Raw genomic sequence first — 12,640 nt, forward strand, 5'->3', positions numbered from 1 at the left:
ACAGACCCCATGATGCGAAAACATCATGGGGTCTGCGGTGGAAGAGGGCTAGCGCGCGGCGAGCGTCGTTGCGGCTTTGGTCAGCGGCTTCACGTCGCGGAGCGCGAAGCTGACCTGTTGCGAGCCGATGGTGCCGCGGACGCGATGTTCGCCGACGCGCAGCTTGAACGGCTTGCCGGTCTTTTCCTCCACGCCGCTGATCACGCGATAACCGTCGACCTCGGTCACCGTATAGGCATAGACGCGCCCCTGATGCTCGAAGCGCTGCTCTTGGGCATGCGCGGCGGCGGGTGTCAGCGCGAACAGGGCGAGGGCCGGAACGAGAATCTTTTTCATGGTGCAAGTCCTTGTTGATGAGACAAAACTTGCCTTCGAGCCCCTCTCTTCTTGTGCAATGCAGCATGACGTGCCGGATGCGCCCCAGCAATTGCAAAAAGCGGAATCGTGATTGCGGAAAGGCGAAAGGGTCAGGCGCCGCGCGGCAGCAGGGCGAGCACCAGACAGGCCGCCGCGCCCGCTGCGATGCCGGTGGCGACGGTCCCCCACGCAATGTCCATCAGCGTGACTTTGGTCGACCAGGCCCGCATCGTCGCCTGATTGGTGAGGTCGTAGGTCATATAGCAGAAGAAGCCGAACAACGCGCCATATTGGGCCGCGATTGGCCATCGCCCTGCCGCGAGCGCGGGCTGCACCGCAAAAATCTGGATGCCCAGAATGTAGAGCACGTAGAAGATGAGCGCCGGGGCAGGGCGCCACCCGTCCATCAAAAGCTCCCCGATCTCGGGCCGGTAGAGCTTCGGGCCAACCTTCGTGAGCCAGATCGCATCAAGGGCGCCGAAGATCAGTGCGGTGGCAATATAGGCGGCGAGCGGTTGCATGCTCAATCGGCCGCCGACGCAAGGGTTCGATTGGCGCCCGCCCATGCGGCGGTCGCAGCAAGCAGGGCATAGGCCGCGATCATCGTCGCCGGAATCGCGAGCGAATAGACGCGTTCCTTCGGCCCGAACCAGTCGATCGCCTGGAAGAGCAGCAGGAGGCCGGCGAGAATTCCCAACCGGATATTTCCCGACGGGGTCTGTGTGCGGTGCGTATAATAGGCGAGCGCAGCGCCGATCAGCAGAAGCTCAAGCGGCATCGCGACGAGCGGATGGTTCCAGAGCCCGAGCCCCAGCTTCGGCCGCGCCCCGTAGAGCGTCAGGTCCGGTATATGGACGACAAGATCGATGAACCAGTGCGAAAGCACCACCAGCGCCGCGCCGATGGCGGCCGCCTTGCGCCGTGTGACGGCCCACACGAGCAGCCCGAAAATCTTGGCCCAGATGATCGCGCCGAGCAGGCTGTGCGTATAGGGCATGTGGTGGAGGTCCATCGGGTTCATCGCGGTGATCCCCGGAACGATCCGCATCGCCTCGATCCCCGGTATCAGAAGCACGGCGAAACCGATGTCGACCAGCTGTGCGGCGACGAACAGGGTGCCGAGCCCCGCGGCGCTCGGCCGGGCGGCGGCGACGAGCGCCGGTGCATAGTGCCCGATGAACATGAACGCGATGCTATCGCGGCGCCGGGCGACGTCAAGCTCGACCGCACTTGACCATCGGGGGGCGAAGGGGCCAAAGCATGGTGCATGACGGACACCCCCCCTACCGATATCGCATCGCTCTCGTTCGAGGCCGCGATGGGTGAGCTCGAAACCATCGTCCGGCGGCTCGAGGGCGGCGACGTCAGCCTCGAGGAATCGGTGACGCTGTACGAACGCGGCCATGCCCTGCGCGCGCATTGCGAAGCGCGCCTTGCCGCCGCGCAGGCGCGTATCGAGCAGGTCAGCCTCGTCGACGGCCAGCCGGCCGGAACTGCGCCCTTCGGGGAGGGCTGAATCGCAGTGGCGCTCGTCGATGACGATACGGGCCAGGTGTCGGATATGCTGCGCACCGCGCAGGATGAAGTCGCCGGGGGCATCGACCAGCTGTTCGACCGGCTGCTGGCGGTTCCCGCCGATCCGCGCAAGCAGCTGTACGAGGCGATGCGCCACGCCGCGATTGCGGGCGGCAAGCGGCTGCGTCCGCTGCTGGTACGTGCTGCCGCCGATCTTTTTCATGTCGATCGCTCGATCAGCCTGCGTGTCGGCGCGGCGGTCGAGGCGATGCACGTCTATTCGCTGATCCACGACGATCTGCCCTGCATGGACGACGACGATCTGCGTCGCGGCAAGCCGACGGTTCACAGGGCGTTCGACGAGGCGACCGCCGTTCTCGCCGGCGATTCGCTGCATGCACTCGCCTTTGAATGGCTCTGCGATCCGGCGACGCACGCCGATCCCTTCGTCCGCGCCGAGCTCTGCTCCGAACTTGCGCGCGCGGCCGGCCCTGCGGGCATGGCGGGCGGACAGATGATGGACCTGATGGCCGAGACGTCGGACTTCGACCTCTCGACCGTGACCCGGCTCCAGCAACTCAAGACCGGCGCGCTGATCGCCTTCTCGGTCGAGGCGGGGGCAATTCTCGCCCGCATCCCGGTCGAGGGACGCCGCCCCTTACGCGGCTACGCGCGCGACATCGGGCTCGCGTTCCAGATCGCCGACGACATCATGGATGTCGAGGGCGACGAGGAGCTTGCGGGCAAGGCGCTGCACAAGGATGCCGACGCCGGCAAGGCGACCTTCGTTACGCTGATGGGGCTCGAACGCGCACGTGGGCAGGCGCGCCTGCTAGTCGACCAGGCGATTGCGCATCTCGCCGGTTTCGGCGAAGAGGCGGCGCTGCTGCGCGCGATCGCACGCTATGTCGTGGAAAGGGACCGTTGATGCGCATTGGGGTTTATCCCGGAACCTTCGACCCGATCACGCTTGGCCACATGGACATCATCCGCCGCGGTGCCAAGCTGGTCGACCGGCTGGTTATCGGGGTGACGACCAATATCACCAAGTCGCCGCTGTTCGACGACGACGAGCGGATCGAGATGGTCCGCCGCGAGGTCGCGAGCATCGGCGGCGACATCCGTGTTGTCGGCTTCAATTCGCTGCTGATGGACTTCGCCGAGCGCGAGGGCGCGGGGGTGATCGTCCGCGGGCTGCGCGCCGTCGCCGACTTCGAATATGAATATCAGATGGCCGGGATGAACCAGCAGCTGAACGACCGCATCGAGACCATCTTCCTGATGGCCGACGTCGGTCTGCAGCCGATCGCCTCGCGCCTCGTCAAGGAAATCGCCATCTTCGGCGGTGAAATCCGGAAATTCGTCACCCCGGCGGTGCGCGACGCGGTGGTCGCGCGCATCGCCGAGCGCGGCCTTCGCCAGGGCGATGGCTGACTCCAATCATTGAGCGTTCAGCTTTTTGCCGCTAGGCCGCCTCGCGGGGCGTAGAGCAGTTTTTTACGAATAGAGGCCGATACAGAATGAAATCCATTTTCCGCCCCCTGATCCTGACGGCCATGGCGTTCGCCATCGCCACTCCGCTTGCGGCGCAGGAAGAACCGGCGTCGGCCCCTGCGCCTGCGGCGACCGAAACCCCGGCGCCGTCGGCGACCGATGCTCCGGCAACCGAAACGCCCGCCGCGGCGCCGACGATGACGCCCGACCAATATATGGGCAATCCCGAATATATGCTCGACCTCGACCTTTCGACGGGCGGCCGGGTGGTGATCCAGCTCTATCCGAACGCCGCGCCGAACCACGTCGAGCGCGTCAAGCAGCTCGCGCGGCAGGGTTTTTATGACGGGGTCAAGTTCCATCGCGTGATCGACGGCTTCATGGCACAGACGGGCGATCCGACCGCCACGGGGCAGGGCGGGTCGTCGCTTCCCGATCTCAAGGCCGAGTTCAACGACGTCCCGCACATGCGCGGCACGGTGTCGATGGCGCGCGCCGAAAGTCCCGACAGCGCGAACAGCCAGTTCTTCATCATGCTGCAGCCGCGCTTCAGCCTCGACCATCGCTACACCGTCTTCGGTCGTGTCGTATCGGGGATGCAATATGTCGACGCGATCCAGAAGGGCGAGCCGCCCGCGGTGATGTCGCGCATGGTGCAGGTGTCGGTCGCCGCCGACAACAAGCCGATGCCGCCGGCGTCGGCGCTGGTCGAGGCGCAGCCTGCGCCCGCCGAAGTCACCGTCGACCAGCTCAACGCCCCGCTGCGGCCGTAAGCGCGGGACCGCGCGCCAGAAGTCATGCGCGTCGACGCCTTCGATTTCGACCTTCCGCCCGAACGGATCGCGCTCCGTCCCGCGCGTCCGCGCGACGCCGCGCGGATGCTCGTCGTGCAGGGCGATGCGATGTCCGATGCGGGCGTTCGCGACCTGCCGTCGCTGCTGCGAACCGGCGACTGTCTGGTGTTCAACGACACGCGGGTGATCCCTGCGCAGCTTGAGGGACGGCGGGGAGACGCCAGGATCGGCGCGACGCTCCACAAGCGGATCGACCTTCGCCGCTGGCAGGCATTCGTGCGCAACGCGAAGCGGCTTCGCGTCGGCGAAACCGTCGATTTTGGCGCAGGCGTAGAGGCGGTGGCCGAGGACCGGCTCGCCGACGGCAGCGTCATCCTCGCTTTCAGCGGCGACGAGCCCGTCGAACTGCTCCTCGAACGCGCGGGCACGATGCCGCTGCCGCCCTATATCGCAGGCAAGCGCCCGACCGACGCCGACGATCGCAGCGATTACCAGACGATGTTCGCGCGCGAGGATGGCGCGGTCGCCGCGCCGACTGCGGCGCTCCATTTCACACCCGAGCTGCTCGCGGCGCTGGAGGCAGCGGGAATCCTGACCGAAACGCTCACGCTCCACGTCGGCGCGGGGACGTTCCTGCCGGTCAAGGCCGACGACACCGACGACCATGTGATGCACGCCGAATGGGGGCGGATCGACGCCGCGACCGCCGAGCGGCTCAACGCCGTGCGGGCGCGCGGCGGGCGGGTGATTGCGGTCGGCACGACCAGCCTCCGTCTCCTTGAAAGCGCAGCGCACGATACCGGCGAAATCGCGCCGTTCGAGGGCGATACCGCGATCTTCATCACCCCCGGCTACCGCTTCAAGGCGATCGACGGTTTGATGACCAATTTCCATCTGCCGCGCTCGACCCTGTTCATGCTGGTCAGCGCGCTGATGGGGCTGGAGACGATGCAATCAGCTTACAGCCATGCCATCGACGAAGGCTATCGCTTCTACAGCTATGGAGACGCGAGTTTGCTGCTACCTCAGCGGTAAGATGCATCACATGCCCTCGGCGTGGTGGTGCGCGGTGTTGACGCCGTCGTTGTCCATCCGGCGATGTCTCGATATGGGACAATAAAGTCCTAACGCGATCTCAACGATTTGCTAAGGATAGCGAATCGTTACCGCAAGGGACTCGCGTAGGGGGTAATCCGATGAAGTTCGCATCGACCGCACTATCGGCGGCAGCGCTCGCAATCGCGGCCTTGGCCGCTTCGCCGGTTCAGGCTGCAACGATCGTCAATCTGAACGGCGTGACCAACGCCTCGCTCAACGGATCGAACGGCGTGACGCTCAATCTCGCCGCCGGCACCTACAGCCTGTCCTTCGTCAAGGATGTCTATACGGCGTTCACCCGTTTCAGCGCGCCGACCGGATGCGACGGCGCCGGCATGAACTGCAGTCAGGGCTGGGAAAACAGCGCGCGCTACATCATCGGGGGCACCACCTATCTCTTCGGTGACGGCGCCGCCTCCGGCGGGATTGGTCCGCTCGGCGTCGGCGACGGCTATTACAGCAGCGAGGCGCTGTCGTTCGCCAACTCGGGCGGCTATCTCGACAGCTTCACGCTGAACAGCGCGGGGGCGGTGACCTTCTACCTCTACGACGATTTCCTGGGCGACAATTCGGGCGGTGTATCGCTTTCCGTCGCGGCCGTGCCCGAGCCGGCAACCTGGCTGATGATGTTCATCGGCATCGGGGCGATCGGGGGTTTCATGCGCCGGAAGCGCGTTACCAGAATCTTTCGCCACGCCTGATGTGATCGATGCACGGGACGGCCGACTGGCTGTCCGGTGCGCCCCGCGAGCTTTGGGTCAGACAAAGAATCGGCAGGTCGTGTAGATCTCGCGCGCTTGCGACGGCGGAGAATCCCGACAATCGGGGCGAGCCCCAGCAGCGTAGAGCGATCGGGAGGAGGCAAAGGTCGCCGCTGGTGGTTGCTCGGGCTGCCAGCGCCCGACGCGTCCACCGCTTCCCGCAATGGGACAATCTGCTCCGCGCGGCGCATCAAACTTAATATTATCGCAAGGCATTGCGGGCAATGCGGCCCCCTGACTTAGGGGGACGTCAAGGTTTCATTGATGGACAATCCATCGCGGATCATTGCGGACGGCCAGGACCAGGATCCGACCGAAGAAAGCGGACGCGGCTTTTTCGGCAAACTTGGCTCGCGCATGGCGCGCCCGCGCGGCGAGGCGCCGGCTGTCCCGTCCGGCCTCGATACGCGCGAAGCCCATCTGTTGCTCCAGAATTATGAGGAAAGCGGCCGCGGCTGGTTCTGGTCGACCGACGCAAAGGGCCGCATCACCTATATCACCGATGCCGTCGCACGCCTGATGGGCAGGACCGGAACGGCCCTGCTCGGTACGCCCTTCACCGACCTGTTCCTGCCCGTCGACAGCCATGGCGAGCGCCAGCGCACCCTGCCGTTCCTGATGACCAAACAGTCGAAGTTCGACGAGCTGCCGCTGCGCAGCGCGTTCGAGGGCGATGACCGCTGGTGGGCGATCTCGGGCCGCCCCTGGTTCGATCAAAGCGGCGCGTTGGCCGGCTATCGCGGCAGCGGCACCGACATCACCGCGCAGCGCCGTTCGGCCGAGGATGCTTCGCGCCTCGCCCTTTACGACTCGCTGACCGGGCTCGCGAACCGGTTCAACATCTCGAAAAAGCTCGACTCGACGCTCGCCGCCTTTTCGCAGCAGCAGCGCAGCTGCGCGATCATGTTGCTCGACCTCGACCGCTTCAAGCAGGTCAACGACACGCTCGGTCATCCTGCCGGCGATGCGCTGCTCAAGCAGGTCGCCGAGCGGCTGCTGAAGATCGTCGGCGACAAGGAAATGGTCAGCCGGCTCGGCGGCGACGAGTTCCAGATCATCCTCCCCGACGTCGAAGATCGCGGCAAGCTCGGCGACATGGCCGCCGACATCATCGGCAGCCTGTCGCAGCCCTATTCGGTCGAGGGCAGCCGCTGCATCATCGGCGCATCGGTCGGCGTCGCTATCGCCCCCTTTGACGGGCAGACCAGCGACGATCTCGTCCGCAACGCCGACCTCGCGCTCTATGCTGCGAAGGGCAATGGCCGCGGCCGCTTCCGTTTCTATTCGAGCGACCTGCATCAGGCCGCCGAGGATCGCCGCGCGCTCGAGGAGGATCTGCGCGATGCGCTGGTGCGCGGGGAGATGGAGCTGACGTACCAGCCCGTCGTCCAGGCGAAAACGAATCTGGTCACCGGCGTCGAGGCGCTGATCCGCTGGACCCATCCCGAACGCGGGGTGATTTCGCCCTCGGTTTTCGTGCCGATCGCCGAGGAAGCCAATCTGATCTGGCCGCTCGGCGAATGGGTGCTCCGCAAGGCGTGTCAGGATGCCGCGCGCTGGCCGGGCGACCTTCGCGTCGCGGTCAACGTGTCACCGATCCAGTTCGCCAACGAGGATCTGCCGAAGGTCGTCGCGAGCGCGCTTGGCGCGGCGGGGCTATCCCCAGACCGGCTTGAGCTCGAGATTACCGAGAGCGTGTTCCTGAGCGACTCGGCCGAGACGGCGCGGATGTTCAAGGCGCTGAAGGACATCGGCGTTCGTCTCGCCCTCGACGATTTCGGCACCGGATATTCGTCGCTCGGCTATCTTCAGTCGGCGCCGTTCGACAAGATCAAGATCGACCAGAGCTTCGTGCGCGGCGCGACCGTCGAGGGGTCGCGCAACGCCGCGATCATCGCCGCGATCGTCGCGCTCGCCGAAGCGCTCGACATGGAGACGACCGCCGAAGGCATCGAATCGCACGACCAGCTCGACCTGATCCGCAATCTCCATGTCAGTCATGTACAGGGCTATATCTACAGCAAGCCCGTCGGGAACGAGGAGCTTGTCGACCATGCCGAGGCCGGATCGTGGATGATCAAGCCGTCGGGGCCGGCGAAGCAGCGCAACGACCGCTTCCAGATGTTCCGCAAGGTCGGCGCGATCCACGACAACCACCGCTACAATGTCGTGATCCGCAACCTGTCGACGACCGGCGCCTTCATCGAGGGCATATTGGACGTTCCCACCGGCACCCGCTTCGTGATCGATTTCGGGGAGGGCCAGCTCGTCACCGCGACCGTTCGCCGCTCGATGAAGCACCAGCAGGGCATCGAGTTCGAACAGACGATGGTGAGCGACGGCAATGGCGGGCTGTGCACGCGCCATCGCGTGTCGCCCTATCTGATCGCGGCGGCGACGCAGCAGACGCCGGGCCATCTTGCGCTGCCGACCTTTACGACGACGAGCGACTGGAAGGCGTCCTGACGCGGGAACCCGCGGCGCCGCGATCCGTTTCCCGTCCGATCCCAGCAAAGGAGACGGACATGGCAGAAACCCGAATCTTCGCGCGGCTGAAGGCCGATCATGACCGGCACCGCGACCTTCTCGACCGCATCGACCAGACGCACGGCGACAGCGACGACCGCCGCACCTTGTTCGAGGCTTTCCGCGTCGAGGTGACCGCGCATGCGGCATCGGAGGAGATGTCGCTCTATGCGACGATGCTCGCCAAACCCGATCTTCGCGATGAAGCGCAGCACAGCGTTGCCGAGCATAAGGAGATCGAGGATTTCCTGACCGAGCTCTATGAAATGGATTTCGCCTCGACCGGCTGGCTCACGCGCTTCCGGACGATGAAGGAACGCTATCTCCACCATATCGACGAGGAGGAGGAAGAGATGTTCCCCGAGGCCGAAAAGGGTCTTTCGGAAGCCAAAAAGAAGGAGCTAGCCGCGATTTTCGAAAAGGAGAAGCCGAAAGAAAAGGCGAAGGCTGCCGAAGAAGAGCCGTCGAGCGAGGAAGAACGCGCTTAAGCGCGTCCCTCGACTTTTTTGGCGCGCGCCGTCATAGGCGCGCGCCATGACCGACAGATTCGCTTTTCAGGTCGCCGCGACCGATGGCGCCGCGCGCACCGGCGTGATCCGCATGCAGCGCGGCGAGATTCGCACCCCCGCCTTCATGCCGGTCGGAACCGCCGCGACGGTGAAGGCGATGCGACCGGCCGAAGTGCGCGCGACCGGCGCCGACATCATCCTCGGCAACACCTATCATCTGATGCTGCGCCCCGGCGCCGAGCGTATGGCGCGGCTCGGCGGCCTCCACAAGTTCATGGGGTGGGATCGTCCGATCCTGACCGATAGCGGCGGCTACCAGGTGATGAGCCTGTCGGCGCTCACGAAGCAGAGCGAGGAGGGGGTGTCGTTCAAGAGCCACCTCGACGGGTCGCGGCACATGCTGACTCCCGAACGCTCGATGGAAATCCAGCGATTGCTTGGCAGTGACATCGTGATGGCGTTCGACGAATGCCCCCCCAACGGCGTCGATGCGAAGCGCGCCGCCGCGAGCATGGAGCGCTCGATGCGCTGGGCGGCGCGCAGCCGCGCCGGTTTCGACGCGGGCGGGGACCATGCGGCGCGCTCGGCGCTGTTCGGCATTCAGCAGGGTTCGCTGGACGAGACATTGCGCGCGCGCTCCGCCGCGGCGCTGATCGACATCGGCTTCGACGGCTATGCGATCGGCGGGCTCGCGGTGGGCGAGGGGCAGGAAGCGATGTTCGGCGTGCTCGATTATGCGCCGGGCCAGCTTCCCGCCGACAAGCCGCGCTACCTGATGGGGGTCGGCAAGCCCGACGACCTGGTCGGCGCGGTGGCGCGCGGGGTCGACATGTTCGACTGCGTGCTGCCGACGCGCTCGGGGCGCAACGGGCAGGCCTTCACCTGGGACGGCCCGGTCAACATCCGCAATGCGAAACATGCCGAGGATATGGGGCCGCTCGATCCGTCGTGCGATTGCCCGGTCTGCACAAGCTGGTCGCGTGCCTATCTCCACCATCTCGTGCGCGCGGGCGAGATGCTCGGCGCGATGCTGATGACACAGCATAATCTTCACTTCTATCAGGCGCTGATGCAGCGGATGCGCGATGCGATTGCGGCGGGCAGTTTCGCCGCCTTCCAGTCGGACTTCGCCGACCGCTATCGAAAATGATCAGTCGAGCTTGTTGAGCAAGTCGAGCAACGACTGCGGAATTGTCTCGTCTACCGCCGACTCATAGGCCCGGCGCAAGGCGATATTGACGTCCTGCACCTTCCCGGGGAGTTTCTTTTCGGCGTCCTTTCCGGCCGGCTTTTCGGGCGGCGATCCGGTTTTAGACGTCATCTTGTTGCCATCCGCTCGACATGGGTGCCTGTGCTAACCGCGCATAAACCAAAGCGCAATGTGCCTTTGTTGCTTTGCTGGGAAACTAATTTACGGCTAAATCGTTCCCATAGGGTGAAAACATGCCGGCCGACGGCACGATTCTTGGCGCTCGCCCAGCGAATCCGGGGGTTTTCGGCCGGAACAGGAGGTTGTATATGTCATTGGGTCAGGCGATCGCGCCCTATCTTCCCTATCTGCGGCGCTATGGCCGGGCGATTTCGGGAAGCCAGCAGAGCGGCGACGCGCTGGTCGCGGGGGTGCTCGAGACGCTGGTCGCCAATCCGCAAGCGGTCGATCCTTCGGGCGATCTGCGTATCCAGCTCTACCGGATGGTGCACGACAATTTCGGCCTGATGGCCGGGCAACCGGCGGCGGAAGAGGACGCCCCGGCCGAGGTCGCGATCGCCGATGCGCGGCTGCGGCGCATTCCGTCGCTGGCGCGGCAGGCGTTGCTGCTTACCGCGGTCGAAGGATTCAATGCCGAGGAAACCGGCCGCATCATCGGCCGCGATGCCGCATCGGTTGACGAGCTGATCGCAGAGGCGACCGACGAGATCGATCGCCAGACGCGCGCCCGCATCCTGATCATCGAGGACGAGCCGATCATCGCGATGGACATCGAAATGATCGTCCGCGATCTCGGCCACGACGTCGTCGCGGTCGCGACCACCCATGCCGAGGCGGTCGCCGAGGCGCAGAAGCACCAGCCCGGCCTTGTCCTTGCCGACATCCAGCTCGCCGACAACAGCTCGGGGATCGAGGCGGTGCAGGAAATCCTGCAGGACGTGAAGCTGCCGGTGATCTTCATCACCGCTTTCCCCGAGCGGCTGCTGACCGGCGACCGACCCGAGCCCGCGTTCCTGCTCACCAAGCCGTACCAGCCCGCGACGCTCCGCGCGGCGATCTCGCAGGTGCTGTTTTTCGACGAAAGCACCGTTCCGGCCTGACTCCGTCGTCAAGGCTTCGCCTGGGCCGGCAATCACGAAGTTGGGGTTGATACCGCGGGGGCAACGGGCGATAGCCGACGTCAATGATCGCGTCCGATGCTTCCGCGCGCCAGTCCGCGCTCGATCGACTGATGGCGAATGCGCCGTTCCTCGCGCGCCTCGCCGAGCTTAATCCCGACGATGTGACGCGATTCCTTGGCGAGGGGGCAGACGCGGCGCTCGCGGCAGTCGCGCCGCCGCCCGTCGAAGACGACATCATGCGCCCGCTTCGCCAATGGCGTGGACGGATGGCACTGCTCCTTGCGCTCGGCGACCTCTCGGGCGAGCATGACGTGGCGGTGACGACGCGGCTCCTGTCGGACTTCGCCGACACCGCCTGCGACATCGCGCTCGCCGCCGCCTTCGCCGAGCGCGTTCCCGACGGGGAACCGCGCGGGCTCGCGGTGATCGCGCTCGGCAAGCTCGGAAGCCACGAGCTCAACTATTCGTCGGATATCGACCCGATCCTGATCTTCGACCCCGAGACCATGCCGCGCCGTTCGCGCGACGATCCCGGCGAGGCGGCGGTGCGGATCGCGCGGCGAATGGTCGAAATCTTGTCGGCGCGCACCGCCGACGGTCATGTGCTGCGTGTCGATCTGCGGCTGCGTCCACATCCCGAGGTGACGCCGATCGTGCTACCCGAAAGCGCCGCGATCTCCTATTATGAATCGGAGGCGCTGGCGTGGGAGCAGGCCGCGTTCATCCGCTCGCGCGCGTCGGCGGGCGACCGCGCGCTTGGAGCCAGCTTTCTCGCCGCGATCCAGCCCTTCATCTGGCGCCGCAGCCTCGATTTCCGGCAGCTCAAGGAAATCGGCGCGATGAGCGACCGCATCCGCGACCATTTCTCGCAGGGCCAGGCCTTCGGCCCCGGCTATGATCTGAAGCGTGGGCGCGGCGGTATTCGCGAGATCGAATTTTTCACACAGGTCCACCAGCTCATCTACGGCGGCCGCGATCCGTCGCTGCGCGTGCCGGCGACGGTCGACGCACTCGCCGCGCTCGCCAGGGCGGGGCGTGTCGACGCCGACGTCGCAGGACGGCTGACGGATCATTATGCGCTGCTGCGCCGGATCGAGCATCGGTTGCAGATGATCGAGGATCAGCAGACGCAGTGCCTGCCGGTACAGCCCGCGGCGCTCGACGCGGTCGCGCGGCTCGACGGCGAGGCTGACGGCGCCGCGTTGCTGGCAGCGCTCCAACCCGTCGTGACCGACGTCGGCGCCTGCTACGATCG

The 12,640-nt window shown here is 65.6% G+C and carries 15 protein-coding genes; 11 read left to right on the forward strand and 4 right to left on the reverse strand.

Annotated elements, in window-relative coordinates; translation table 11 throughout:
* Positions 1 to 48: 48 nt before the first annotated feature.
* The 3 genes from J1N50_RS05135 to J1N50_RS05145 all read right to left on the reverse strand — a co-directional run bounded on the left by J1N50_RS05135 (position 49) and on the right by J1N50_RS05145 (position 1,540).
* Positions 49 to 336 (reverse strand): hypothetical protein, encoded by a 288-nt coding sequence (locus J1N50_RS05135; RefSeq protein ID WP_215350669.1) that lies wholly within the window; start codon positions 334 to 336, stop codon positions 49 to 51.
* Positions 337 to 467: 131 nt separating this feature from the next.
* On the reverse strand, positions 468 to 878 hold the full coding sequence (locus tag J1N50_RS05140; protein ID WP_215350671.1) for a DUF2177 family protein: 411 nt from the start codon (positions 876 to 878) through the stop codon (positions 468 to 470).
* 2 nt (positions 879 to 880) lie between these two features.
* The gene (locus J1N50_RS05145) at positions 881 to 1,540 is read right to left on the reverse strand and encodes a hypothetical protein (RefSeq protein ID WP_215350673.1); all 660 of its coding nucleotides are present in this window, start codon (positions 1,538 to 1,540) and stop codon (positions 881 to 883) included.
* Between the two features lie 84 nt (positions 1,541 to 1,624).
* Between J1N50_RS05145 and J1N50_RS05150 the strand changes: the two genes are divergently transcribed.
* From J1N50_RS05150 to tgt, 9 genes are all read left to right on the forward strand, one after another.
* A complete protein-coding gene (locus J1N50_RS05150; protein ID WP_215350675.1) occupies positions 1,625 to 1,873 on the forward strand; it encodes an exodeoxyribonuclease VII small subunit in 249 nt (82 codons plus the stop codon).
* A gap of 45 nt (positions 1,874 to 1,918) precedes the next feature.
* Positions 1,919 to 2,800 carry a polyprenyl synthetase family protein gene (locus J1N50_RS05155; protein ID WP_215350693.1) on the forward strand — a complete coding sequence of 294 codons (882 nt, stop codon included), beginning with the start codon at positions 1,919 to 1,921 and terminating at the stop codon, positions 2,798 to 2,800.
* Positions 2,800 to 3,306 (forward strand): pantetheine-phosphate adenylyltransferase, encoded by a 507-nt coding sequence (gene coaD / locus J1N50_RS05160; RefSeq protein ID WP_215350677.1) that lies wholly within the window; start codon positions 2,800 to 2,802, stop codon positions 3,304 to 3,306. The genes J1N50_RS05155 and coaD overlap by 1 nt, the downstream gene beginning before the upstream one ends.
* Before the next feature lie 86 nt (positions 3,307 to 3,392).
* Entirely contained in the window at positions 3,393 to 4,139 is a 747-nt protein-coding gene (locus J1N50_RS05165; RefSeq protein WP_246553138.1) for a peptidylprolyl isomerase, read from the forward strand.
* A 24-nt stretch (positions 4,140 to 4,163) separates the two neighbouring features.
* The gene (gene queA / locus J1N50_RS05170; protein WP_215350679.1) at positions 4,164 to 5,195 is read left to right on the forward strand and encodes a tRNA preQ1(34) S-adenosylmethionine ribosyltransferase-isomerase QueA; all 1,032 of its coding nucleotides are present in this window, start codon (positions 4,164 to 4,166) and stop codon (positions 5,193 to 5,195) included.
* 161 nt (positions 5,196 to 5,356) lie between these two features.
* The gene (locus J1N50_RS05175) at positions 5,357 to 5,959 is read left to right on the forward strand and encodes a PEPxxWA-CTERM sorting domain-containing protein (protein WP_215350681.1); all 603 of its coding nucleotides are present in this window, start codon (positions 5,357 to 5,359) and stop codon (positions 5,957 to 5,959) included.
* Positions 5,960 to 6,283: 324 nt separating this feature from the next.
* On the forward strand, positions 6,284 to 8,485 hold the full coding sequence (locus J1N50_RS05180; protein ID WP_215350683.1) for a putative bifunctional diguanylate cyclase/phosphodiesterase: 2,202 nt from the start codon (positions 6,284 to 6,286) through the stop codon (positions 8,483 to 8,485).
* Positions 8,486 to 8,544: 59 nt separating this feature from the next.
* Complete coding sequence (locus J1N50_RS05185; RefSeq protein WP_215350685.1) at positions 8,545 to 9,033, forward strand: hemerythrin domain-containing protein; 489 nt, start codon at positions 8,545 to 8,547, stop codon at positions 9,031 to 9,033.
* Between the two features lie 46 nt (positions 9,034 to 9,079).
* Positions 9,080 to 10,204 (forward strand): tRNA guanosine(34) transglycosylase Tgt, encoded by a 1,125-nt coding sequence (gene tgt / locus J1N50_RS05190; protein ID WP_215350687.1) that lies wholly within the window; start codon positions 9,080 to 9,082, stop codon positions 10,202 to 10,204.
* On the opposite strand, the gene J1N50_RS05195 is transcribed toward tgt, so the two are convergent.
* On the reverse strand, positions 10,205 to 10,375 hold the full coding sequence (locus J1N50_RS05195; protein ID WP_156416445.1) for a NepR family anti-sigma factor: 171 nt from the start codon (positions 10,373 to 10,375) through the stop codon (positions 10,205 to 10,207).
* Between the two features lie 197 nt (positions 10,376 to 10,572).
* On the opposite strand from J1N50_RS05195, the gene J1N50_RS05200 reads away from it, so the two are divergent.
* Together J1N50_RS05200 and J1N50_RS05205 are read left to right on the forward strand one after the other, a co-directional pair.
* Entirely contained in the window at positions 10,573 to 11,364 is a 792-nt protein-coding gene (locus J1N50_RS05200; RefSeq protein ID WP_215350689.1) for a response regulator, read from the forward strand.
* A gap of 83 nt (positions 11,365 to 11,447) precedes the next feature.
* The coding region (locus J1N50_RS05205) for a [protein-PII] uridylyltransferase family protein (protein WP_485113514.1) at positions 11,448 to 12,640 on the forward strand (1,193 nt) is incomplete at its 3' end.

Origin of the sequence: Sphingopyxis soli, from assembly GCF_018682675.1 — a bacterium.
Taxonomy (GTDB): domain Bacteria; phylum Pseudomonadota; class Alphaproteobacteria; order Sphingomonadales; family Sphingomonadaceae; genus Sphingopyxis; species Sphingopyxis soli.

What these genes read in the sequence shown, in the direction of transcription:
- J1N50_RS05140 (WP_215350671.1), bottom strand. Translation starts at nt 878, where the DNA reads ATGCAACCGCTCGCCGCCTATATTGCCACCGCACTGATCTTCGGCGCC.
- coaD (WP_215350677.1), top strand. Translation starts at nt 2,800, where the DNA reads ATGCGCATTGGGGTTTATCCCGGAACCTTCGACCCGATCACGCTTGGC.
- J1N50_RS05195 (WP_156416445.1), bottom strand. Translation starts at nt 10,375, where the DNA reads ATGACGTCTAAAACCGGATCGCCGCCCGAAAAGCCGGCCGGAAAGGAC.
- tgt (WP_215350687.1), top strand. Translation starts at nt 9,080, where the DNA reads ATGACCGACAGATTCGCTTTTCAGGTCGCCGCGACCGATGGCGCCGCG.
- J1N50_RS05150 (WP_215350675.1), top strand. Translation starts at nt 1,625, where the DNA reads ATGACGGACACCCCCCCTACCGATATCGCATCGCTCTCGTTCGAGGCC.
- J1N50_RS05185 (WP_215350685.1), top strand. Translation starts at nt 8,545, where the DNA reads ATGGCAGAAACCCGAATCTTCGCGCGGCTGAAGGCCGATCATGACCGG.
- J1N50_RS05145 (WP_215350673.1), bottom strand. Translation starts at nt 1,540, where the DNA reads ATGTTCATCGGGCACTATGCACCGGCGCTCGTCGCCGCCGCCCGGCCG.
- J1N50_RS05200 (WP_215350689.1), top strand. Translation starts at nt 10,573, where the DNA reads ATGTCATTGGGTCAGGCGATCGCGCCCTATCTTCCCTATCTGCGGCGC.
- J1N50_RS05135 (WP_215350669.1), bottom strand. Translation starts at nt 336, where the DNA reads ATGAAAAAGATTCTCGTTCCGGCCCTCGCCCTGTTCGCGCTGACACCC.
- J1N50_RS05175 (WP_215350681.1), top strand. Translation starts at nt 5,357, where the DNA reads ATGAAGTTCGCATCGACCGCACTATCGGCGGCAGCGCTCGCAATCGCG.
- J1N50_RS05180 (WP_215350683.1), top strand. Translation starts at nt 6,284, where the DNA reads ATGGACAATCCATCGCGGATCATTGCGGACGGCCAGGACCAGGATCCG.
- queA (WP_215350679.1), top strand. Translation starts at nt 4,164, where the DNA reads ATGCGCGTCGACGCCTTCGATTTCGACCTTCCGCCCGAACGGATCGCG.
- J1N50_RS05155 (WP_215350693.1), top strand. Translation starts at nt 1,919, where the DNA reads ATGCTGCGCACCGCGCAGGATGAAGTCGCCGGGGGCATCGACCAGCTG.
- J1N50_RS05165 (WP_246553138.1), top strand. Translation starts at nt 3,393, where the DNA reads ATGAAATCCATTTTCCGCCCCCTGATCCTGACGGCCATGGCGTTCGCC.